This is a genomic window from Bradyrhizobium sp. CB3481 (genome assembly GCF_029714305.1).
In the GTDB taxonomy this organism is placed as follows: Bacteria; Pseudomonadota; Alphaproteobacteria; order Rhizobiales; family Xanthobacteraceae; genus Bradyrhizobium.
Genome location: NZ_CP121647.1, coordinates 1,603,778 through 1,624,920 on the forward strand (window position 1 = coordinate 1,603,778; position 21,143 = coordinate 1,624,920).

General features: G+C 64.6%; 19 protein-coding genes. 11 read left to right on the forward strand and 8 right to left on the reverse strand.

Going from position 1 to position 21,143, the window contains the following annotated elements:
• The first annotated feature begins 10 nt into the window (after nucleotides 1-10).
• Both asd and QA643_RS07770 read left to right on the forward strand, forming a co-directional pair.
• Nucleotides 11-874, forward strand: coding sequence for an archaetidylserine decarboxylase (gene asd / locus QA643_RS07765; RefSeq protein WP_283034740.1), 864 nt, complete (start codon nucleotides 11-13; stop codon nucleotides 872-874).
• Between the two features lie 69 nt (nucleotides 875-943).
• Nucleotides 944-1,456, forward strand: a complete 513-nt coding sequence (locus QA643_RS07770; RefSeq protein ID WP_283032603.1) for an NUDIX hydrolase — start codon at nucleotides 944-946, stop codon at nucleotides 1,454-1,456.
• Nucleotides 1,457-1,624: 168 nt separating this feature from the next.
• Here the strand turns inward: QA643_RS07770 and QA643_RS07775 are convergent, their stop codons facing one another.
• A complete protein-coding gene (locus QA643_RS07775; protein WP_283032604.1) occupies nucleotides 1,625-3,106 on the reverse strand; it encodes a FecR domain-containing protein in 1,482 nt (493 codons plus the stop codon).
• A 342-nt stretch (nucleotides 3,107-3,448) separates the two neighbouring features.
• On the opposite strand from QA643_RS07775, the gene QA643_RS07780 reads away from it, so the two are divergent.
• Nucleotides 3,449-4,162, forward strand: a complete 714-nt coding sequence (locus tag QA643_RS07780; RefSeq protein WP_283032605.1) for a DNA helicase — start codon at nucleotides 3,449-3,451, stop codon at nucleotides 4,160-4,162.
• A gap of 111 nt (nucleotides 4,163-4,273) precedes the next feature.
• Here QA643_RS07780 and QA643_RS07785 read toward each other — a convergent pair whose 3' ends face one another.
• The gene (locus QA643_RS07785; RefSeq protein WP_283032606.1) at nucleotides 4,274-5,008 is read right to left on the reverse strand and encodes a DUF2147 domain-containing protein; all 735 of its coding nucleotides are present in this window, start codon (nucleotides 5,006-5,008) and stop codon (nucleotides 4,274-4,276) included.
• A gap of 426 nt (nucleotides 5,009-5,434) precedes the next feature.
• Between QA643_RS07785 and QA643_RS07790 the strand changes: the two genes are divergently transcribed.
• From QA643_RS07790 to QA643_RS07810, 5 genes are all read left to right on the forward strand, one after another.
• Nucleotides 5,435-6,088, forward strand: a complete 654-nt coding sequence (locus tag QA643_RS07790) for a DUF2147 domain-containing protein (protein WP_283032607.1) — start codon at nucleotides 5,435-5,437, stop codon at nucleotides 6,086-6,088.
• A 306-nt stretch (nucleotides 6,089-6,394) separates the two neighbouring features.
• Nucleotides 6,395-7,639 carry an extensin family protein gene (locus tag QA643_RS07795; RefSeq protein WP_283032608.1) on the forward strand — a complete coding sequence of 415 codons (1,245 nt, stop codon included), beginning with the start codon at nucleotides 6,395-6,397 and terminating at the stop codon, nucleotides 7,637-7,639.
• Nucleotides 7,640-7,887: 248 nt separating this feature from the next.
• Nucleotides 7,888-8,064, forward strand: coding sequence for a hypothetical protein (locus QA643_RS07800; RefSeq protein ID WP_283032609.1), 177 nt, complete (start codon nucleotides 7,888-7,890; stop codon nucleotides 8,062-8,064).
• Between the two features lie 39 nt (nucleotides 8,065-8,103).
• Nucleotides 8,104-8,790 (forward strand): hypothetical protein, encoded by a 687-nt coding sequence (locus QA643_RS07805; RefSeq protein WP_283032610.1) that lies wholly within the window; start codon nucleotides 8,104-8,106, stop codon nucleotides 8,788-8,790.
• Between the two features lie 164 nt (nucleotides 8,791-8,954).
• A complete protein-coding gene (locus QA643_RS07810; protein WP_283032611.1) occupies nucleotides 8,955-10,436 on the forward strand; it encodes an FAD-dependent monooxygenase in 1,482 nt (493 codons plus the stop codon).
• A 63-nt stretch (nucleotides 10,437-10,499) separates the two neighbouring features.
• Here the strand turns inward: QA643_RS07810 and QA643_RS07815 are convergent, their stop codons facing one another.
• Genes QA643_RS07815 through QA643_RS07825 form a run of 3 tightly spaced genes read right to left on the reverse strand, consistent with a single transcriptional unit; the run spans nucleotide 10,500 to nucleotide 14,775 of the window.
• A complete protein-coding gene (locus tag QA643_RS07815; RefSeq protein ID WP_283032612.1) occupies nucleotides 10,500-11,435 on the reverse strand; it encodes an FAD binding domain-containing protein in 936 nt (311 codons plus the stop codon).
• Complete coding sequence (locus tag QA643_RS07820) at nucleotides 11,432-14,122, reverse strand: molybdopterin-dependent oxidoreductase (protein WP_283032613.1); 2,691 nt, start codon at nucleotides 14,120-14,122, stop codon at nucleotides 11,432-11,434. The genes QA643_RS07815 and QA643_RS07820 overlap by 4 nt, the downstream gene beginning before the upstream one ends.
• Nucleotides 14,119-14,775: a helix-turn-helix domain-containing protein gene (locus QA643_RS07825; protein WP_283032614.1), complete on the reverse strand. Its 657-nt coding sequence runs from the start codon at nucleotides 14,773-14,775 to the stop codon at nucleotides 14,119-14,121. The genes QA643_RS07820 and QA643_RS07825 overlap by 4 nt, the downstream gene beginning before the upstream one ends.
• A gap of 124 nt (nucleotides 14,776-14,899) precedes the next feature.
• Between QA643_RS07825 and QA643_RS07830 the strand changes: the two genes are divergently transcribed.
• Nucleotides 14,900-15,079, forward strand: a complete 180-nt coding sequence (locus QA643_RS07830) for a hypothetical protein (protein WP_283032615.1) — start codon at nucleotides 14,900-14,902, stop codon at nucleotides 15,077-15,079.
• A gap of 17 nt (nucleotides 15,080-15,096) precedes the next feature.
• On the opposite strand, the gene QA643_RS07835 is transcribed toward QA643_RS07830, so the two are convergent.
• Together QA643_RS07835 and QA643_RS07840 are read right to left on the reverse strand one after the other, a co-directional pair.
• Nucleotides 15,097-15,432: a KTSC domain-containing protein gene (locus QA643_RS07835; RefSeq protein ID WP_283032616.1), complete on the reverse strand. Its 336-nt coding sequence runs from the start codon at nucleotides 15,430-15,432 to the stop codon at nucleotides 15,097-15,099.
• A 157-nt stretch (nucleotides 15,433-15,589) separates the two neighbouring features.
• A complete protein-coding gene (locus tag QA643_RS07840; RefSeq protein ID WP_283032617.1) occupies nucleotides 15,590-15,937 on the reverse strand; it encodes a hypothetical protein in 348 nt (115 codons plus the stop codon).
• 530 nt (nucleotides 15,938-16,467) lie between these two features.
• On the opposite strand from QA643_RS07840, the gene QA643_RS07845 reads away from it, so the two are divergent.
• Nucleotides 16,468-18,747 carry a TonB-dependent siderophore receptor gene (locus QA643_RS07845; protein WP_283032618.1) on the forward strand — a complete coding sequence of 760 codons (2,280 nt, stop codon included), beginning with the start codon at nucleotides 16,468-16,470 and terminating at the stop codon, nucleotides 18,745-18,747.
• A gap of 257 nt (nucleotides 18,748-19,004) precedes the next feature.
• Here the strand turns inward: QA643_RS07845 and QA643_RS07850 are convergent, their stop codons facing one another.
• On the reverse strand, nucleotides 19,005-19,646 hold the full coding sequence (locus tag QA643_RS07850; protein WP_283032619.1) for a TetR/AcrR family transcriptional regulator: 642 nt from the start codon (nucleotides 19,644-19,646) through the stop codon (nucleotides 19,005-19,007).
• Between the two features lie 187 nt (nucleotides 19,647-19,833).
• On the opposite strand from QA643_RS07850, the gene QA643_RS07855 reads away from it, so the two are divergent.
• Complete coding sequence (locus QA643_RS07855; RefSeq protein WP_283032620.1) at nucleotides 19,834-21,105, forward strand: HlyD family secretion protein; 1,272 nt, start codon at nucleotides 19,834-19,836, stop codon at nucleotides 21,103-21,105.
• Nucleotides 21,106-21,143 lie beyond the last annotated feature (38 nt).

A 21,143-nucleotide genomic window follows, 5' to 3' on the forward strand; every position in this document is an offset into this window, starting at 1 on the left:
TGACAGATTGATGACAATGCGGCGACTGATCGCCCGCTTGACGCAGCAGGAGAACCTCAATTTCCTGTTGACCAACCGCATTCCGCGGGCGGCGCTGACCCGCTTCATGGGCTGGTTCAGCAAGATCGAAAACCCGCTGGTGCGTCATTTCTCGATTTTGTGCTGGCGGCTGTTTTCCGATCTCGATCTGTCGGAGGCGAAGAAGACCGAATTCAAGAGCCTGCACGATTGCTTTACGCGCGAGCTGCGCCCCGGGCTGCGGCCGTTCGATCCGGATCCGAATGTCGTCAGCAGCCCGAGCGACGGCATCATCGGCGCGCACGGCCGCATCGCCGATACCGAGCTGTTTCAGATCAAGGGTGCGCCTTATTCGCTGCTCGACCTGCTCGGCGATCCCGCGATGGTGGACCAGCACCGCAACGGACGCTTCCTGACACTGCGGCTGACGTCGAGCATGTATCACCGCTTCCACGCGCCGTATGATGCCACGATCAAGAAGGTGACGTTCATCCATGGCGATGTCTGGAACGTCAATCCGATCGCGCTGAAGCGGGTGGAGCGTTTGTTCTGCAAGAACGAACGGGCCGTGCTGCAGGCGCGGCTGACGTCAGGCGAAGCGCTGACGCTGGTGCCGGTCGCCGCCATCCTGGTCGCCGGCATCCGCCTGCATTTTCTCGATGTTACGCTCAACGCGCAGAGCAGGGGACCAGTCGACTTCCCCTGCCTTGCGCGGGTCAAGAAAGGCGACGAGCTCGGCTGGTTCGAGCACGGCTCGACCATCATCGTGCTGGCGCCGGAGAGTTTCGAATTCGCCGACAATGTCGTGGAAGGCGGGCGCATCCGTGCGGGTGAGCCGCTGCTGCGAAGACCCTGATTCTTTTTCTCGATCTGAGAAGCGCTTGTCTCTATATGCTTGCAGGCTCGAAGCAATGCGGGAAGAGCGATGGCGCGAACGACCGTCCTGGCGGCAGGAGGTATTGTGCTGCGACGGGAGGAGCCGCCGCTGGTCGCGGTCGTGCGCCTGCGTAAACACAACGAATGGGCTCTGCCCAAGGGCAAGCTCGAACGCGGCGAGACGCCGCGCGCCGCTGCGATACGCGAGGTGATGGAAGAGACCGGGCACGACGTTGCCGTGCACGAATTTCTCGGCACGCTGGTCTATGATGTCAGGGACGGCTCCAAGGTCGTGCATTACTGGCGCATGGAAGCGGCGGAGGCACCGACGCGCGAATTGATGCGCGACGTCAAGGCGGTGGACTGGCTGCCACTCGACAAGGCCGTCGACCGGCTGTCGCGCGGCTATGAGCGCGCATTTCTGGAACAGGTCGGACCGATCGCACTGGCCGCGGCGAATGGTGGAGGAACGACGTTGCCAGACGCGGTGCAGCCTGTCGTCCATCAGCACAAAGCCGACCGAACGGGCTTTTGGCAAAACCTGCTTCGACTATTTCGCTAGTCTCGTGTCCCGGGCGCGATGCAGCGCCATAAGCGCGTTTACGCGCGTCTTCGACAGGCTATGGCGCTGCTTCGCAGAACCGGGACCCATATGCGCGCGGCGCGATGGGCCCCGGCTCTGCGGCGCATCACTTCGTGCTGCGCCGCGTCCGGGGCACGAGATAAGTCGCTACCGCTGATCTCTCGGCAAGGGCTTGCCGCGCTGTGGAGCAGGTACAACGCGCCGCGGCGCGGGCACCGCCGGACGTTGCACGGATGGCGCGCCCTGAACGGCGGGCGGGCGCTGCAATCCGGGCGCGCCGTAGCGGTTCGGCAATCCGGGCCGTGCCGGCGGTGCGCTCTGCTGTGCCGGCACGCTGGGCTGAGGCGGCAGATCGGTTCGCGGCGGCTGGCCTGCGCGCGGCGGCAATCCGTTCTGTGCCGGCACGCTTGGCCGCTGCGGCTGTCCGGCACGCGGCGGCAGGCCGGGTTGGCTGGGCGAGCCCGGCAGTTGCTGGCCCTGGCGGTTCGGCGCGGCCGGCGGTTGCGGCTGGCCGGGCCGGTTCAACTGGCCCGGCGCTTGCGGCTGGCCGGGACGATTGAGCTGACCCGGCTGCTGCTGTCCCGGATTCTGTCCCTGCCGGTTCGGCGCGGCCGGCAGTGGCGGCTGACCGGGTTGTCCCGGCAGGCCGTTCTGGCGCGGCTGGCCCGGACGGTTCGGCTGACCAGGCGGTTGTCCGGGCCTGTTCTGTCCGGGCAGCCCGTTCTGGCGCGGCTGTCCAGGCTGCAGCTGCCGGATCGGTCGGTTCGGATTGACGAAATTGGGATTGGCGCGGCGGAATTCCCGCTGCTGGAATACGACCTGCCGGCCGAGATTCTGCGTCGAGTGAAGCTGGCGCACAAAACCCTGGTCGCGCAGCACCACCGCTTGCGGGATCGCCAGCGGCACCGCCGCAAAGCGCGCGCCGCCCGCGCCAGGGCGGATGGTAAAGCCGCTCGCGCCCTGAGTCAGAAAGCCGAGCTGGGCGCCGGCGCGGTCGTTGACCTCGATGCGGCCGACCCTGCCGTCGGCGTCCGGATAGAGCTTGACCGCGACGTTTCTCGGATTGTTGGCGCTCGCGCCTTCGGGCACTTCGACGAGGCCGGTGGTGCCGCGGATGCCGAGCGTTGCCGTCGGGGTCGTGATCTTCATGTCGCCGGTCTTGGCGACGGAGGCGGCGACGAAAGCCGCGGTGCCCTTGGCGACATCGAAGATCGCGGCGTTGCTCTTGCCGCCGTCCTCATAGACGTAATTGTCGATGGCGATCTTGGTGTTGGCCTTGAGGTTGAAGGTGGTGTTGTCGATGAAGGTGATGCCGAGCGCCGCGTTGGCGCCGGTCTGCACCACGTCGTTGAGATAGATGTCGTCCTTCACCTTGAGCGGGGTCGTCGTGTCGTTGCGGATCACGCTGGCACTGCCGGTCACGGTCGCGACGTTGCCGATCGGCTCTTCCGGCGCCTGGGCGTCGGCGGCCGGCGCGTTTGCGTCGGGCGCCGGCGTGGCAGGCTGCGCAGGATCGGCCTGTGCCTGCGCCAGTTGCGTCTGCTCGAAGGGGCCTGCGAAAACTTGCCCCGCACCGATCGGCACGCCGCAGAAGAGCAGCACCAGCGCGAGGCAAAGTCGGCGCAACATCGAGCTATTTCCGTTTGCGGAGGGACGGCAGGAGGCGGGAATCCGATTTCAGCGCCGCCAGGCTGAATGCAGGATGAATGCGGCATTTGTTGTCATTGCCTGCAACAAACGATCAGGCGCCACGCCCGGGATGCGGGTATGGCGCTTTCACACCACGCGGCGGAGATTTGTTTCGTCGCCTTGCCGGGCATCGGCTATAATCTGATTCTGGCGCGGTCCACGCCTCCCCCCTCCGTCGGGTAAGCATCGTTCATGCGGGGCCATTCACCCATCGAACCAACTGTTCGGGCACCAAGCATAAGGAGGGGTTGCGACATCGCTCGCAAATAGGAGGTTCTTGTCATGAAGCTGTCTGCGCCCGTTTATCACCTGAAGCGCAAGGCCAAACTTCTCTCCCGTGCAGAAAATATCCCGCTGCACCAAGCGCTCGACCGCATTGCCAGGCAACACGGTTTTGCCGGCTGGAGCCTGCTCGCTGCCAAAATGAGTGCCGCCGTGCCCGCCGAAAAGTTGTTTGCGCGGCTGGCTCCCGGCGATCTGCTGCTGGTCGGCGCGCGCCCCGGGCAGGGTAAGACTCTGATGAGCCTCGAGCTCGCTGTGCAAGCCATGAAGGCCGGTAGCCGCGGCGTGTTCTTCACGCTGGAGTATACGGAGAAGGATATTCTGGATCGCTTCCGGGCGATCGGTGCGGAGCGGGCGGATTTCGCCGGTCTGTTCGAGTTCGATAGCTCTGATGCACTGAGCTCGGATTACATCGTCGAACGGCTCGCCACAGCGCCGCGCGGCACCCTGGTGGTTGTGGACTATCTGCAACTGCTCGATCAGAAGCGCGCGAATCCGGAATTGATGATTCAGGTGCAGGCGCTGCAGTCGTTTGCACGCGATCGAGGGCTGATCTTCGTCTTCATCTCCCAGATCGATCGCTCCTACGATCCGTCGAAGAAGCCGTGCCCCGATCTGGAGGACGTCAGATTGCCGAATCCTCTGGATCTGAGCCTGTTCAGCAAAACATGTTTCCTGAACAACGGCGCGATTCATTTCCGGGCGGCAAGCTAGTTGACGGGACACAAAAAAGAGGCCCCGTGGGTTCTCATCACGGGGCCAAGGCTCGGGAGAAAGAAGGCTCGGGAGGAAAGAGGTCTCGGGAGAAACCTCTCGGAGAAATCGTTAGCTCACGCGCTTCCAGGTCTGGCCGCCGCAGAACATGCCGCCGAAGGCGCAGCCCTGGACCTTGAGCGTGTTGGTGCTCTTCAGTGCGATCGTCGAGTCGTAGTTGCGGCCGCTGCTGGGATCATGAATCCGGCCGGTCCATTTGCTGCCCTGCGGCTTCATGTTGATCAGGATGCGTTCGCCGGTGTTGACGGAAAAGCCACACAGATTGGCGCCGCATTCCTCGATGCGAACATTGCCCTTGTTGTCTTCGGTCGACCAGACGCCGAGGGGCGAGTTCGGGTCGGACGCGGCGGCAACCGGGGCCGGCTGCGGCGCGGGCGCCGGCGTGGCGGCGACGGGAGCGGGCGGTGCCGGCGGAGCGGGTGCTGCGACTTCGCTCTGCGTCGGCGTTGCGGCCGCGACCGTCGAGGGCGCCGGGGCTGCTGCGGCGGGGGCGGGCGGCTGCGGCGCGGTCGCCTGGACGGGAGCCGGCGCGGGCGCCGCCGGCTTTGCCGGCGCGGCTGCGACCGCGTCATCGTCATCCTTGTTCTTCGAACCGATGCCCTTGAGGTCGACATTGCCGATCGTGCCGTTGTAGCCGGGCGCGGTGACCTTGACGCAGGACAGGGCGTTGCAATTGCGCGGCGCTTCAATGCGGATGCGCTCGCCATTGACCTGGAATGTGATTCCGCCGGCGTGCGCCGAAGTGGTGGCCATCAACAATGCGGCGAGGATGTAGAGCTTATTCATGAGAACCTCCCGAGCGGCTTTAGGCGTTGAAGTTGAGCGGACCCTACGCAGACGCGCCGTCGCCTTCCGTGATGTACGTCACGCGAGGACGTAAGCACCGGCGGCTGATCCGTTCGGTGATTCAAATCACATCCAGCCGTGGTTCCCCGCCGCTAGCCTGCCGCATCACCTGGGCGGGAGAGCTTCGATGAAACGACTTGGTTTTCTCGCCGTGATGATCGCGCTGACGACTTCGGCTGATGCCCGCTCGTTTTCGTTCCGCGTCGGCAGCCACCAGGTGCACATCGAACGCCAGAGACATTGCCCTCGGTGTCGTGCACCTCGATGTCGATCTCCAGAAGTCTGGACTGGCGCCGCAACCGCTTCGATGAAGATCGCACCGGGGGCACAGCATTGAGGCCCGTGCCGCCTGCGCCGCAAACGGTCTTGCCGGCCACGCCTCCAACGCCTCCCGCACCGCCGGCGACCACGGCGCCGGCCAAGACCATCGTCACCGCGCCACCGCCGCCCGCCGTCTACACGCCGGCTGCTTCGGCAAGCGAGATCGTTGCGCCGCCGCCGGCTCCGCGCGCGCAGCAGGTTGCCGTTCCCGCGCCGCTGCCATCGCCGGAAGCGAAGCCGGCCGAGGCCGCGCGGCCTGCGCCAGAGGTCGAGCAGGTCCTGCATCAAGCCGAGGAAGAGCCGCAGGATTCGCCGATCGGCGACTGGCTGACCGAAGGCAAGGGCACGGTGCGCATCGCCAAATGCGGCCCTTCGCTGTGCGGCTATGTGCTGACGTCATCGAACGAGAAGGGCGAGGCGATCTTGATCAACATGAAGCCGAAGAAAGAGCGGCAATGGAGCGGCAGCGTCTACAGCCAGGACAGCGGCGAGACGTATTACGGCACGATGGCGATGAAAGGGATCGACACGCTGCGCGTCGAAGCCTGTGTGCTCGGCCGTTTCTATTGCTCCGGCAACAACTGGAGCCGCATCACGCGCCGCGCCGACAATCTCGTGACGTCGTGGCGGCCGGCCGGCGAACAGCGGGCGTTAGCCGCCCACGAAAACGCCCGGTGGCCGGGCCACCGGGCGTCTTGACGTCCCTGTCCGGACGCTAGAACACGCCGAGCACAATCGCGCCGACGAAGGCGAATGCAACATACGCGGCTACAACGCCAAGCCTGCTGACGAGAGGACTTACGAAATCCATTAGGACAGCTCCCTAGGGTTCACGTCGTGCCCGCGACTAACTTCGAAGTTAACAAAGCGTTCCCGGCCCAAAAAGTCAGCGTTACTGTCCATCCGGCCGCTCTCCACAGCTGCCGGCTCAGAAAACATGGTAAAAAAATCGTAAAATCAACATGTTGAAGAGTCTTTAAATAAATTTAGTCGAACCTGCGCGCGATGACGCGCGGAGTTCGTTTGTATCTCGTCGGCTCCTTCGTCCTCGTCTCGCTAGCGGGTTGTGGCCGCGGATTTTTTCAGTCCGCCGAGCGCGAACCGTGGCGTGCCGAGGCCGAACTCGCTTGCCTGAAGTCCGGCGCGGTCAGGGAAAGCCCGGAAGTGGTCCGTATCGACCCGATCTCCGGTCCCGGCGTGTGCGGTGCGGAATATCCGCTGAAGGTCGCTGCGCTCGGCGAAAACACCACCAGTTTCGGCTTTGCCGACGAAAGCCTGCGGCCGCCCGGCAATATCGGCAATCAGCCGCGCTGGCCGATCAACCGTGCGCCGGCAGCAGCGCCGCCGCAGGGGAACTATCCGAGCACGTATTCAGGCAATTCTTCGGGAGCCTATCAGGCGCCAAGCCAGCCGAACTATGCCGCGCCGTCGAACGGTCCGATCTCGCTGTCGGCGCCGGGCATCGCCGCCCCGCAGGAAGACGACGTCGATCTGCCCCCCGAAAGCGCGCCGGCGTCGCGCAACGGCGGCTATATGGCGTCACCGCCGCGTGACCGGTATCCCGCGCCACCTTCCGCGCCGTATGCGCAGCCAGGCTATTCGCCTTCGCCGGCCGCGCCGCGGCTCGGGCCCGCCCAGGGCAACCCGGTCAGCGCCTTCGGGCAGGTCTCGATGAAGCCCGCGGCGACGCTGGCATGCCCGATCGTCTCCGCGCTCGACCGCTGGCTCACGGATTCCGTGCAGCCGGCGGCGATGCGCTGGTTCGGCATGCGTGTCGTCGAGATCAAGCAGATCTCCGCCTATTCCTGCCGCGGCATGAACGGCAATCCGCATGCGCATATTTCCGAGCACGCGTTCGGCAATGCGCTCGACATCGCCGCCTTCACGCTCGCCGACGGACGGCGCATCACGGTAAAGGGCGGCTGGCGCGGCATGCCGGAAGAGCAGGGTTTTCTGCGCGACGTTCAGGCCACCGCCTGCCAGCAGTTCAACACCGTGCTGGCACCGGGCTCCAATTCGCATCATGAGGACCACATTCACGTCGACCTGATGCGCCGTGCCTCCCGCCGCACCATCTGCCAGCCGGCCGCGGTATCGGGCGAGCAGGTCGCCGCGCGCGCCCAGCGTAACCCGTACGGGTCACGCGATCCCTATTCCACAGGATCGCTCAGCAACAAGAAATCGATCTCGCGCTGGTTCGGCGGCGGCCGCAGCAAGGTCAACGAGGAAGACGAGTTCGAGGATCATTGAAGCGGTTCAGGCGCACGCGACCGAACTGCGTCAGATGCGCCCTCAAAATGTTGATCGAATTTCCGATCGGTTGCTTTCGACCCGGTATTGTTGCAACCAGTTCATAGGCGACGCACATGCTTGCCGAAAAATTCTTTCTGCTCCTGGAAACGATCAAGAGCCACATCAATCCTGACAGAAGCCCTCGCGTGGTAAGTACCTCGCGCCACATCCCGGTCAAACTGCCCGAGGGCAAGTAGCAAGGGCGATTGACTTCGGCGGGAATAGCCGGAGGGGCGATCCGTCGTCCTGATCAATGCCCCGTCATTTTCATTGCCGAATTGACTGCGATGGAAAGTCCTGCCGCAGCCGGCAAGATTTTCCGGCGCGCATCATTGTTCGACAAGAAGGACGTCAGTCTTATCAATCATTTCCCTTTGGCATGACGCTTGCTTGCACCTTGGGTGCGAGGAAATGGTGCGTGCATGATTACCAGTATTGCCAATGCAGCCGGGAGCTACATCCGCTCCACGCCCACAAATCCATCGAGAACGACTTTTACACCAGCCGACGCCTTGCCTGCAGCCGGTGCGGATGCAGGCACGCCGGCGGAAAATGCAAAGTCGGGAATTCCTGTTTCAACCCTGAAGGCGCTCGACGCCTCCGGACTGAAGATCATCTCGGTCAAGGACAATCCCGAGCTTCGCGACCTGATGGCAACGAATTGGCTAAGGATGCAGGCCGACGAAGCGACCTTTGCGGCCAGCGTGCCCGACAACGCGCCGCAAAATACCTACGCAACGGTCAAGGTCAAAGGGAAGATCGTTGCGACCCTTTATAACGGCGGCTCTGTCGCGATGACGAATGAAGCCGCGGCAAAGACCGGTGATCTGCAGGACCCTTGCAGCCCGAACGGCGGTCCTGACTTGGCGCAGTGGCGCGCGGAACGTATCGCAAAGGCTGTCGGCGGCACGATCGAGAAAGCGCCCACCGCGATTGCGCAGTCTGAATGGACGCCGCGTCAGTCGACTTCGACCAACTATTCCCGCGCGCAATTGGATGCGGCCTTCGACGCGATGATGGCGGAACAGCAGAAAGCCGCCGCGCAGCAGTCTGCGGGCTATCCGGGTCGGCCCGGCCCTTCAGGTAGCCAAGCCGACTTCAGCGCTTGAGCCTGGCAAATCCGGGGCGGGGGCAGATCACTCTCTCTGGGGAATAGAAGGAGCAGCGCTGCGCCGTTCCCTCCATTTCTATATGTGGTGCGCAACGGGCTTGCTTCAAGACCCCCGTCTTCCCGTACAACCGCCAGCCCAAATCACAACCAGGGAGTCACGGGATGGATGTGTTGAGGTCGAGCGGGCATGCGGTGGTGATTGCCGGTGGAGGTCCGACGGGGCTGATGCTGGCGGGCGAATTGGCGCTTGCGGGCGTCGACGTCGCGATTGTCGAGCGGCGGGCGAGCCAGGAGCTGATCGGCGCGCGCTCGGGCGGGCTGCACGCGCGCACCATTGAGGTATTCGATCAGCGCGGGATTGCCGATCGATTCCTTGCGGCGGGACAGGTGGCGCAGGTCGCTGGGTTTGCGGGGATGCGGCTCGACATCAGCGACTTCCCGACGCGGCACCCTTACGGGCTCGCGCTCTGGCAGGCTCACATCGAGCGCATCCTCGCCGCTTGGGTCGGCGAGCTCGCCGTGACGATCCATCGCGGACGCGAGGTGACCGGCTTCACGCAGGACGAGGAGGGTGTTGACATCGCGCTGTCCGATGGCCAGTCGCTGCGCGCGCAATTTCTGGTCGGATGCGATGGCGGGCGCAGCCTGATCCGCAAATGTGCCGGCATCGAATTTCCGGGATCGGATCCGACGACGAGCAATTTGATCGCCGAGGTCCAACTGGCGGAGGAGCCTGCCGAATGGGGCATGCGCCGCGACGCGGTCGGCGTTCATGGCCTCAGCAAATTGGAGGATGGCGCGGGCGTGCGTGTCCTCGTGACCGAACGGCACGCCGGGCACACGAGCGAACCCACTTTGCGCGATCTCAGCGAGGCGCTGATCGCGGTATACGGAAGCGATTACGGGGTCCACAGTCCCGCGTCGCTGTCGCGATTCACCGATATGGTCAGGCAGGCCGCGGCGTACCGCAAGCGACGGGTGCTGCTCGCCGGCGATGCCGCGCATGTGCATCCGCCGGATGGCGGACAGGGCCTGCAGACCGGCGTGCAGGATGCGGTGAATCTCGGCTGGAAGCTGGCCCAGGTGATCAAGGGGGTATCGCCGGACGGCCTCCTGGACAGCTACCATGCCGAGCGCCATCCGGTCGGCGCCCGCGTGCTGCGCAATACGATGGCGCAAGTCGCGCTTCGCAGGATGGATGACCGAACGAAGGCGCTGCGCGAGACGATGTCGGAGCTGCTCGACATGGACGAGCCGCGCCGGCGCTTCGCCGCCATGATGTCCGGGCTGGATATTCGTTACGATCTTGGCGAAGGGCATCCGCTGCTCGGGCACCGCATGCCTGACCTTGATCTCGTCACCGCCAAGGGCGCGCTGCGGACATTTGCGCTGTTGCATGACGCAAGGCCTGTGCTGCTCAACTTCGGTGAGCGAGGCAGGCTCGGCATCACGCCATGGACGGATCGGGTTCAGCTTGTTGACGCCGAATATCATGGCGCATGGGAGCTTCCCGCGATCGGCGCCGTCACGGCGCCTGCTGCCGTCCTGATCCGGCCCGACGGCTACGTGGCGTGGGTGGGCGACAAAACCCGCCAAGGTCTCGCCGAGGCGCTAACCAAATGGTTCGGACCGCCGATGATGTAGCGAGCGTAGGGCGGATTAGCGAAGCGTCATCCGCCATCTCGGGGCGGCGGATTACGCCTTCGGCTAATCCGCCCTACGAACACTTGCCAGTCGCTCCAGTAGATCGTGCGCGACGCCCTTCAACAGATCGAGCTTGTAGCCGGTCATCGGCAGCGGGCTTGCGCCTGATACAGCTTGCTCCGCCGCATCGGCGATCGCAGCCGCCGTGGCTTTCCTGTCCTGCAATGCCGTCTCCACCACCGCAAGCCGCAGCGGCACCGGCGCGATGCCGCCGGCGGCGAGGCGGACGAACTGGAACGCGCCGTCCTTGATCACCGCACGGGCGCAGATCTCGACCAGCGGCCATTCCGCATAGGTGCGGCTGATCGCTCGCTTGTAGAGCGCGCGCTCGCCTTGCAGCGGTGCGGGCAGTTCGATGCTCTTGATCATCTCGCCAGGCTGCAGCGCGTTGTCGGCCGCGCCGTTGGAGCCGTCGCCGAAGAGGTCGGCGATCGCCAGCGAGGTCCGGCGGTCGGTGGTCACCCTCGCGTCATAGGCCAGCAGCGCAGCGGCCATCGTCGAGGGATGCGGCGCGACGCAGGGGCCGAGGTCGAAGACCACATGATAGAGATGATTGCCCGATCGCGCCGGACAGTCGGAGCCGCCTTTCTTCAGGCAGGCGATATGCGGATTGCGAAAATACCAGCAGCGCGAACGCTGCGCGAGATTGCCGCCGAGCGTGGCGAGGTGCCGGATCTGCGGCGTCGCCAGGCCCTGCGCAGATGCCGCAATGCCCGGATAGGCGGCGGCGACGAGCGGATCGGCGGCGATGGCGGCAATGGTGGTGAAGGCGCCAAGACGCAAGCTGCCATCGGTAGCCCAGTGCATCCCCATCATGTCGGGCGCGGCCGCTATGTCGATCAGCGGCCCGGTCGAGACGCCGCTGCGGCGGCGCTCGGAAAGATCGGTGCCGGCGGCGCGGAATTCGCTTGCGGTGGCGGTCATGGCTATCGGTGTCATGCGGCGGCCCTCCCTCTGAGCGCGGCGACGAGACGGTCGGGACGGATCGGCAGTTCCGTCAACCTGATGCCGATGGCGTTGTGAATCGCATTCGCAATGGCCGGCGAGGTCGGCACCGTCGCGACCTCGCCGATGCCGACGCTGCCGCCGAGCACGTGATCGAAGCCGTCCTGGTCGAAATGCACCGATATCTCCGGAGTGTCTGCAATTCCCGGAATCCGATAATCCTCCATGCCGCCGCTAAGCACGTCGCCGGTGCGGGAATCGACCTCGCGCGCTTCATAAAGGGCGTAGCCGATACCCTGGATGACCGCGCCGGCCGCCTGGCTGTGTGCCAGGGCGGGCGCCACGACCTTGCCCACCGCAATGCCGGTGTGCACGTTGACCACCCGGACATGGCCGAGCCAGGTATCGACTTCGACCTCGACGACCTGCACCGAGCTCGGCACGCCGGCGCCGATCGCGAGGTTGGAGAAGCGGCGCATCATCCAGCCGAAGATCATGCCCATGAAGCCGGCCTGCTTGAGCGGCGACACAATTCCCGGTGCGGTCTTTTTCGAATCTTCCGGCCGCACACTCGACACCGAGAGGTCGGGCGATGCCGCGAGCATGTCGCGCCATGGTGCGTTGGAGCCGGGGACCGGCTGGCGTTTTGCATTCTGCTGGATCGCGGTCTTGAGCTGCTCGATCGCAAGCAGCATCGGCGGGATGATCGATGCCGTGACGCGGCTGCCGCCCGAGCCGGGTCCCTCCGGCAATTTTGAATCGCCGATCCGAACGTCGATCTCGTGCGGCTCCAGGCCGAATTCGCGCGCGACCGTATTGGCGATCACGGTGCGGGTGCCGGTGCCGATGTCCTGCGTCGCGGTGCTGACGACGAGATGTCCGCCCTTGACTGCTACTTCGACCTTCGAGCCCGGCTGCCACAGATAAAGCCAATAGCCGGTGGCGACGCCGATGCCGCGGCGATAGCGGCCGCTCTGCGCGGCGATCGGCTTGCGGCCACGCCAGATGTCCAGGCTCAGCGCCCAATCGTAGAGCCGCTGGCGGTTGGGATCGGGATCCCAGCGCTTGCGCAGCGCGATCGGATCGAGGTTCATGCGAACCGCCGCCTCGTCGATCGCCTGCTCCAGCGCAAACGCCATCGGCGGGCCGCCGGGTCCGCGGAACGGCGCGCCCGCCGGCAGATTGCTGATGACGTCGAAATCGATGAGCTCCTTGGCTTCCGCCGGATAGATCAGGCGGGCCAGCGCGGCGATGGTGGAGTTGGTCGCAGCGCCCGTGTCGCCATAGGCGGTGAACGACAGCGCTTTCAGTTCGCCCTGCTCGGACGGCAGCAGCGCGATCTTGATCTCCGCCGCCGGACGATAGCCGGTGACGGAAAGCTCCTCGTGCCGGTCATAGGCCACCCGGACTGGCGCCCTGGCCTCGCGCGCGAGCTCGATCGCGGTGATGGTCTCCGCACCGAGCGAAGCCTTCGAGCCAAAACCGCCGCCGACATGGTCGGCAATCACGCGCACCTTGTCGTGGCCGAGCTTGTAGCGCTTGGCGATCAGCTCCATCAGATGAAACACCGCCTGCGTCGAGACATGCACGGTGAGCCGGTCGCCGTCGAAACGCGCGACCGCGGCGTGCGGCTCGAGGCAGGAATGCTGCTGCGTGGCGGTACGGAAGGTGCCTTCCACCAGCAGCGGATCGTTCGCCGCGCGGGCATCCGCGACCCAACTCCGCACCTTCCTGGGCTTTTTGGAAAAGGCCGCGGTCGGGCCGCGGAGGTTGCCCTTCCAAGGCGCCGGCGAGCCGCCGCCTTCGGAGACATTGCCGGCCTTCTTGCGCGCGGATTTTTCGAACACGACCGGCGCATCAGGTCTGCGGGCGTCATCGAGCCCGATCACTGCGGGCAGACGTTCGCCGGTCAGTTTGATGGCGGCGATCGCGGCGAGCGCGGTCTTGCGGTCCTTGGCAGCGACGGCGGCGATTGGTTCGCCGACGTAGCGGACGATGCGGTCGTCGCCGAGCAGCGAAATCGCGGCGCTGACGCCCGACATCGCGCGCGCCGGCGCGAGATCGAGCTCCGTGACGCGCGCATGCGCAAACGGCGAGCGCAAGATCACGCCTTCGAGCTGGCCGTCGTGGTGGATGTCGACGGTGTACTTCGCTGCTCCCGTCACCTTGTCGCGCGCTTCCATGCGCGGGGGCAGGATGTCGTTGCCGTCGAAGCGCCCGGCGCAGGCATCCGCCACGGCGCGGAAGATGCCGTCATAGGCGCCGCAGCGGCACAGATGGCCTGATAATGCCGCGCCGATTTCCTCGCGCGACGGCACCGCCGTTCCTTTTGCAGCGCGCCAGCGGTCGTGAAACGCTGCGGCCTCGACGATGAAGCCCGGCGTGCAGAAGCCGCATTGCAGCGCGTCGTGCGCCATGAAGGCCTTCTGCACCGGGTGCAGTTTCGCCGCCCCGATGCCTTCGACCGTGGTCACGTTCCTGTTCGCGGCCGACTGGGCCGGCATCAGGCAGCTCACAGCGGGCTCGCCGTCGACCAGCACGGTGCAGGCGCCGCAGACGCCGGCGCCGCAGACGAGCTTGGTGCCGGTCAGATCCAGTGCGTCGCGCACGACGTCGACCAGAAGCGCATCGGGATCGTCGGGGAGGGAAGCTGGCTTGCCGTTGATCGTCATGGTGCTCATCTGCGATCTCCAGGTTTGCGGGCGGATTTCTTGACCGGCTTTGGCTTGGCGGCGCGCGGTTTCGCAGGCGCAATGGCGCCGGCGATCAGCGTGCGCAGCATGATTTCGAGATCCCTCAGGAAGGCGCCGGGCGGCTGCAATGCGGGATAGGCGGACTTGGTGCCGTTGACCGCCATCTCGACGCATCGCGCGAGCTCGCGCGGCGTCATGCCGTCGCGCAAAGCAAGGCCCTGCTTGCGGCAGACCCGAACGATCGTTGCGGTGAGCTGATCCGCATAGAGCCCGGTATATTTCTGGTAGAGGTCGCGCGCCTGCACGAGATGCTCGGAAAACAGCTCCTCGACATGGGGCGAGCCGTCGAGCGACGCAGCCATCTGTCCGAGCTTGGCGGAGACCGAGGCGACCAGAATATCGGCAAGGCTGCCGCCGGCCTTTTCCGCGTCCAATGCGGCGGCGACTTCAGCGGCAAGCGCCTCCTCATGCAGCCGCTCGATGACCGCGCGGAACAGCGCCTCCTTGGATTTGAAGTGATGGTAGAGCGCCTGTCGCGTCAGCCCGGCGGCGTCAGCGGCCTGCTCGATCGAGGAGCGCCGGAAGCCGTGCCGGCGGAATACCAGCATGGCGGCATCGAGTATGCGGGTACGTGGGTCCATTTGACGAATTTTACAAAACAGGAAAAAATGTCAAGTCGACAGCGGGGCGCACCAGCGCCAGCTTCTTTTAACCAGCGACCTATAAGCTGCATCGCGAAATCGGCGGTGATCGAAGAAGTTAGCCATGAAAACCGAAAATCGCTTCGCCTTGCTCCTGCTGGTCGGTCTCGCGATCGTGATCGCGGGCATCATGGTCGAAACATACTGGGACTGTCGCCTGCACCGTCGGCTTTCGATGCGGGAATGTATTCCGCCGATCGGCGGCGGCTCGAGCGGCATCACAACCGGCCCAATACTTCGATAGGCCGAGCGAGCCAGTCACTAGCTTTCGCGGTGCGCCAGACAACCGTAGCGTCCGCTTCCGTCGGCGCCTTCGATGTGTGTCTTAAAGAACCATCCCATCGAAGGCGCGTTCAACAGCGCATCGCGCGCGTCCTGCGGCACATCGCAATACTGCTGATAGACCGCGTGGCGCTGCACCAGCATGCGGCGGCTTTCGCTGTCGTAGCAGACCCGGCTGATGACGCTGCTGCGGGTGACGTCCTGGCAGCTGAACGGCGCGAGGTCGATCGGGCCGCGGTCCTTCACCTCGACAATCTCGGCTGCTTCCCAAGGCGAGGTGAAGAGCAGGGCGAGGATGAAGGAGAAGCGGGTCATCTGGTGTCAGCGTCGCTCACTGCACTTGCCCCGGACGCGGCGCACCGCGAAGTGGTGCGCCGCAGAGCCGGGGCCCACGATCTGTCGCGCGATGGGTCCCGGTTCTGCGACGCAGCGCTTGCGCGCTGCATCGCGCCCGGGACAAGATTCCCCAAGATCAACCGACCTGTCCAATCCGTCGGCGTAGCAATTCGTACTGTGTCATAGACGTGTCGGCGAGCGCTTCCTGCCGGTTGCTCGGCAGGTCGTCATATCCGATCGGACTGTCGAACTGGCGCATGGTGAAATCGATGCGTCGGCCGTCGATCTGGTTGTAGAAATGCCAGGCGCCGGCGACGTCGGTCTTGAGGATATCGCCGCCGAGTTTGTCCTGCACGACCAGCGCCGTCACCGAGCATTGTCCCGCCGCGGGATTGTCGGGTCGCCACTTCCCACCTGTCTCCGCCGACCAGGCCTCGCGCAGCCTGTCATGGAGATCGATCAGCAATGGGCAGCCCGCCGTCATCTAACGCCTCCGCGCCTATGGCCTGCGCCGTGTGACGCGGTTCTAGCAGATTGCTTACATTCACTCCATGGCACGCGAAGGTGACACGCGCTGCACGAAGCAGCGGCCAACTAACCGGGATGCAGGTAGAGCGCAATCAGAAGGATGATCGGCAGGGGAACGCCGGCCAGCCAAAAAAGCACGCTCTTTAAATTAAAGGATGTCATCCCGGTCTCCCGCCGAAGCCAACCGATTGCCGTGATGTTTGTTCCCTGGGCGACCTCCTTCCTGTTGACGCCCTTGCGAAGCGCGAGGTGTTGAGCTTCGTGCCGGCGGACTTCTCTTCGTTGAGGTTCCACGCGTGACCGCAACCGTCGCTTGGTGTGTCTGGATTAATTCCAATTTTAAATTCGGCGCCGATGATCGCGACAGATCTGCTTGGAGAAATACTAATTCTAAACGCGCGGTTGATGCGCCGCTGTATCCCTCATGCACTTCATCGCTGTGGTCACGCTTGTTAGTGGTCCCGCGCGAAGCGATGAGGACTGTAAATGACTGCAAGTTTGAAGACCGCGCGATGGCTCGGCGTCGCGCTGCCGATGTTTGCCGCGATGATCGATATGACACCGGCACAAGCACAATCATCCGCGAGAGAATTGCCGGCCGTCGTCGTCGATCAGCCCTCACGCCCGCAGGCCGTGCGGTCGCGGCCTGCACCGAAGCGGCAGGCCGCGACGGCGGCAAGCCGCCGCGCCGCCCAGCGCGCACAGACGAACCCGGATGCCGCGGCCGCCGCAGGCGCGCGCGCCGAGACGGCCACCGGTCCGGTGCGCGGCTATCTCGCCGGTCAGAGCGGCACCGGCACCAAGACCGACACGCCGCTGCGCGAGACGCCGCAATCGATCACGGTGGTTACCGCCGATCGCGTCACCGACCAGGGCGCGCTCACCATGCAGGAATCGCTGCGCTATGTGCCCGGCGTGTTCGCGGATGCCTATGGCCCGGATTCGCGCGGCGACTATCCGCGCATCCGCGGCCAGGACCCGAATATCTATCTCGACGGCACGCGCGTGGTGAACACGTTCCAGTTCAACGAATGGCGGCCCGATCCCTATACGCTCGAGCGCATCGAGGTGCTGCGCGGTCCAGCGTCGGTGCTCTACGGCGACACCTCGACGGCCGGCCTGCTCAACCTGGTCTCGAAGCGTCCGCAGGCCGAGAGCTTTAACGAGATCGGTGTGCAGTTCGGCAGCTTCAACCGCAAGCAGGTGCAGCTCGATTCGACCGGCAAGCTGACCAAGGATGGTGAGTGGCTGTACCGCTTCATCGGCATCTTCCGCGACAGCGCCACCCAGACCGACTTCGTGCCTGACGATCGCATCGTGCTGGCGCCGTCACTGACCTGGCGGCCGACCAACAACACCAGTTGGACCGTGCTCGGCACCTATCAGAAGGACAACACCGGCTCGTCCACGGCCTTCCTGCCGCATGAAGGCACGCTGTATCCGGGACCCAACGGCTTGATCCCCGTCAACCGATTTGCCAGCGATCCGAATTTCGAGAAGTACCAGACCGAGACCGGCGCGTTCTCCAGCCTGTTCGAGCACAGTTTCAACAATGCCGTGAAGGTCCGGCAGAACCTTCGTTTCGCGCATGTCGAAGGCATTTACCGGTCGGCCTATCCGAACGTCTACTACGATCCGGCTACTTTAGATCCGTCTGTCACGCCAAATCCGAATTTTCCGTTTCTCGATCCGTCGCGGCGCACCGTGCAGCGCTTCATCTTCAGCCGCGAAACCAGCAAGGACAGTCTGACCTCCGACACCAACGTCGAACTGAAATTCGGCACCGGGCCGGTGCTCCACAAGGCGCTGGTCGGCCTCGACTACCGCGCCCTCAAGGAACGCGCGTTATCCGGCTCCGGCTATGACGACAGGCCGTTCGACCTCTACGCGCCGGTCTATACGTCGCTAACCCCGCCGGTGCTTTCGCCCGAGGCTGGCCTGCGGCAGAGCCAGCTCGGGCTCTATGCGCAGGACCAGATGCGGCTCGGGCCGTGGCTGGCCGTCCTCGGCGTCCGCGAGGATTTTGTCAGCAGCAATGTACAGGGATCGCCGAGCGAGAATAGCAAGGCGACCACCGGCCGCGCGGGATTGATGTACGAATTGCCGTTTGGGCTGACGCATTACGTCACCTATGCAACTTCGTTCACGCCGGTCTTCGGATCCACCTGCGTCGGCGGCCCCTGCAAGGCGCAAGAGGGCGAAATGGTGGAGCTGGGATTCAAGTATAATCCGTTTCCAGGCACGGCGATCAACGGTGCGATCTTCGACACCACCGAGAAGAATCGGCTGGCGAGCGATCCCGGCGGCTCCGTGTTTTCGGTGCAGACCGGCCAGGTGCGCATTCGTGGCGCCGAGCTCGAAGTGATCACCCGCGTCACGCCGGCTCTCGATCTGATCGGCGCCTATTCCTATCTCGATGCCAGGGTGCAAAACGGCGACAACGCGGGCAAGCACGTTGAAACCGTTCCCGATCATCAGGCCTCGTTATGGGCGAAGTACCGTCTCACCGTGGTCCGCCTGCCGGGTGTCACCGTCGGCGCCGGCGTGCGTTATATCGGCGAGTCCTGGGACGGCATCGATAAGCTCCGCACGCCTGACTACACGCTGTTCGATGCGATGGTCCGGTACGAAACCGGGCCGTGGCGATTTCAGGTCAACGCCAGCAACCTCGCCGACAAGCGCCACGTCACCACATGCCTGTCGCGCGGCGACTGCTTCTTCGGCATCGGCCGCACCGTGCTGGGGAGCGCGACGTATCGCTTCTAGTTCGAGTATGATGAAATTAGGTTGGACTGCGACCACGAAGAAGATGCGCTCCCTCTCCCGCTTGCGGGGGAGGGCTGGGGTGGGGGTGTCTCCACGGAGAGACTGCCCAAGAGGAGAGAGCCCCCACCCGGCGCTTCGCGCCGACCTCCCCCGCAAGCGGGAGAGGTGCAGCACCGTCTGCGGCCAAATCGACCTAACCAAAAATCATCATGCTTTTTGGTCAGATCGAGCGACAGGTGGGAACGGCGAGGCCGCTTCTATTGCGGCTTCGCCCGATACGTACCCAGAAATATCCGCGTCGCGCTGTCGACCACGCGCGCGATGCGCTCCGCCGACGGAGCGGGCTCGGCCTGGAACACGAACGGCAGAAACAGCGTCGCCTGACACATCTGCATGAACTGCGCGGCGGCAAGGGTGCAATCGTCGATATCAAGGTCGTCCGGCCCGATGCGGGCCTGCAGATAGTCGGCAAGCCGGTCGATGTTCTTCGCCAGCACGTTCTCGTAGAACCGCCGTCCGACCTCCGGCATCCGTTCGGCGATCGCCATCACCGTGCGGATCGAGGAGCCGCCGCCTGGCCGGCACATCGAGCCGATATAGGCCCGGCCGAATTCCCGCAGCGTGGTTTCGACGTCGCGCTTGGGATCGAGGTTGTAGGCGATCTTGCCCTTTTCGAGCGCCTCGTCCTCAACGATGGCCTCGAACAGGCGGCTCTTGTCGGCGAAGTAGACGTAGAGTGTGCCCTTGGAGACGCCGGCGGCGCGGGCGATCTCGTTCATGCTGGCCCCATCGAAGCCCAGATCCATGAACACCTCGCGCGCGCCGTCCAAAATCTGGCGGCGCTTCGAACTGTCCTCCTCGCCGAAGGGATGAAGCGTATTTGATGTCGATGCAACCATTGGTTTATCTTCTCGCGAAAGAATTCAACCCGAGGTGAAGGCTGGCTTTCCGTTTCGCTTTATGGTCGGTACCATGAAAAGGTAGGTTGACCGAACCGTTCGGTCAATGCTACATTTTGTCTCGATCGGGCCCTGTGGCAGGCTTTAGGCTGCGCGGACGCCGCGACATTGGATGGGGAGGCCGATAATGGCCGCAGCGAGAGACCAGGCCGCGCGCATCGTTCGCGCCGGACCCGACACAGCGGAGGATGCCGACATTTCGGCCCAGCCGCACGCTGGCGTTGCGGAAGAATTGAAGCGTCGACCTGCGGAAGCGCCAGGCGCGCCGGCCGAAGCACTCCCCGGCGCCACGCCCGCGCCGGCGGCCAAGCCGGGCAAGCGCAAATTCGTCATGATCGGCGTGCTCGGCCTGTTGGCGCTCGCGGCCATCGGCTACGGCGTCTACTTCGTTCTCGTCGGCCGCTTCTACGTCTCGACCGACGATGCCTATGTCCGCTCCAACAACACGATGCTCGGGGCGCGGGTGGCCGGCCATGTCGCGGCTATCCTGCCGCGCGACAATGCCGTGGTCCGCGCCGGCGATGTGATCTTCAGGATCGACGACGGCGACTACAAGATCGCGGTAGATGCCGCGCGCAGCAGGATCGCGACCCAGCAGGCGACTATCGATCGCATCGGCCGCCAGGTCACCGCGCTCGAAAGCGCCGTTGAACAAACGAGAGCACAGCTCACCTCTGCAGAAGCCGCGCTGAAGCGCGCCGATCTCGATTTCGAACGGCAGCAGGCGCTGAGCACCAAGGGCTTTGCCTCGCGCGCCACCTTTGAGGTTTCCGAAGCCAGCCGCGACCAGGGAGCTGCCGCGGTGCGGTCGGCACAGGCGGCCTACGATGCCGCACGCGACAATGTCGAAGTGACGAAGGCGCAGCAGACCGAGGCGCGCGCGCAGCTCGCGGAACTGCAGACCCAGCTCGCCAAGGCCGAGCGCGATCTCGCCTTCACCCAGGTGCGCGCGCCGATCGACGGCACCTTCTCCAATCGACTGGTCAATTCAGGCGATTTCATCCAGGCCGGGCAGCGGCTCGCTAATATCGTGCCGCTCGACGACGTCTTTATCGACGCCAATTACAAGGAAACCCAGCTCAAGCGCATCCGTCCCGGCCAGCCGGTGAAGATCTCGGTCGACGCCTACGGCCACCGCAAGTTCGCTGGAATCGTCGACAGCATTTCGCCGGCCGCGGGCTCGGTGTTCACGCTGTTGCCGCCGGATAACGCTACCGGCAATTTCACCAAGATCGTGCAGCGGCTGCCGGTGCGCATCCGCGTGCCGAAGGACGTCGCACGGCAGAACCTGCTGCGCGCCGGCATGTCGGTCTATACCACCGTCGACACCCGCGAGGGCGCCGCCGACGCCGACAGCGAGGCCGATCTCGATGCGCCGGGGACGGTTCAGCCGAAGTAATTTTTCCAAAGCCCCGGCGTCGGTCCGGAGCTTGTCCG

Excerpts from the sequence above, each read along its gene's own strand:
- QA643_RS07780 (WP_283032605.1), top strand. The coding sequence starts at position 3,449 with ATGAAGCTGTCTGCGCCCGTTTATCACCTGAAGCGCAAGGCCAAACTT.
- QA643_RS07825 (WP_283032614.1), bottom strand. The coding sequence starts at position 14,775 with ATGGACCCACGTACCCGCATACTCGATGCCGCCATGCTGGTATTCCGC.
- QA643_RS07770 (WP_283032603.1), top strand. The coding sequence starts at position 944 with ATGGCGCGAACGACCGTCCTGGCGGCAGGAGGTATTGTGCTGCGACGG.
- QA643_RS07835 (WP_283032616.1), bottom strand. The coding sequence starts at position 15,432 with ATGACCCGCTTCTCCTTCATCCTCGCCCTGCTCTTCACCTCGCCTTGG.
- QA643_RS07840 (WP_283032617.1), bottom strand. The coding sequence starts at position 15,937 with ATGACGGCGGGCTGCCCATTGCTGATCGATCTCCATGACAGGCTGCGC.
- QA643_RS07850 (WP_283032619.1), bottom strand. The coding sequence starts at position 19,646 with ATGGTTGCATCGACATCAAATACGCTTCATCCCTTCGGCGAGGAGGAC.
- QA643_RS07820 (WP_283032613.1), bottom strand. The coding sequence starts at position 14,122 with ATGAGCACCATGACGATCAACGGCAAGCCAGCTTCCCTCCCCGACGAT.
- QA643_RS07855 (WP_283032620.1), top strand. The coding sequence starts at position 19,834 with ATGGCCGCAGCGAGAGACCAGGCCGCGCGCATCGTTCGCGCCGGACCC.
- QA643_RS07775 (WP_283032604.1), bottom strand. The coding sequence starts at position 3,106 with ATGTTGCGCCGACTTTGCCTCGCGCTGGTGCTGCTCTTCTGCGGCGTG.
- QA643_RS07795 (WP_283032608.1), top strand. The coding sequence starts at position 6,395 with ATGACGCGCGGAGTTCGTTTGTATCTCGTCGGCTCCTTCGTCCTCGTC.
- QA643_RS07785 (WP_283032606.1), bottom strand. The coding sequence starts at position 5,008 with ATGAATAAGCTCTACATCCTCGCCGCATTGTTGATGGCCACCACTTCG.
- QA643_RS07830 (WP_283032615.1), top strand. The coding sequence starts at position 14,900 with ATGAAAACCGAAAATCGCTTCGCCTTGCTCCTGCTGGTCGGTCTCGCG.
- QA643_RS07805 (WP_283032610.1), top strand. The coding sequence starts at position 8,104 with ATGATTACCAGTATTGCCAATGCAGCCGGGAGCTACATCCGCTCCACG.
- asd (WP_283034740.1), top strand. The coding sequence starts at position 11 with ATGACAATGCGGCGACTGATCGCCCGCTTGACGCAGCAGGAGAACCTC.
- QA643_RS07845 (WP_283032618.1), top strand. The coding sequence starts at position 16,468 with ATGACTGCAAGTTTGAAGACCGCGCGATGGCTCGGCGTCGCGCTGCCG.
- QA643_RS07815 (WP_283032612.1), bottom strand. The coding sequence starts at position 11,435 with ATGACACCGATAGCCATGACCGCCACCGCAAGCGAATTCCGCGCCGCC.
- QA643_RS07810 (WP_283032611.1), top strand. The coding sequence starts at position 8,955 with ATGGATGTGTTGAGGTCGAGCGGGCATGCGGTGGTGATTGCCGGTGGA.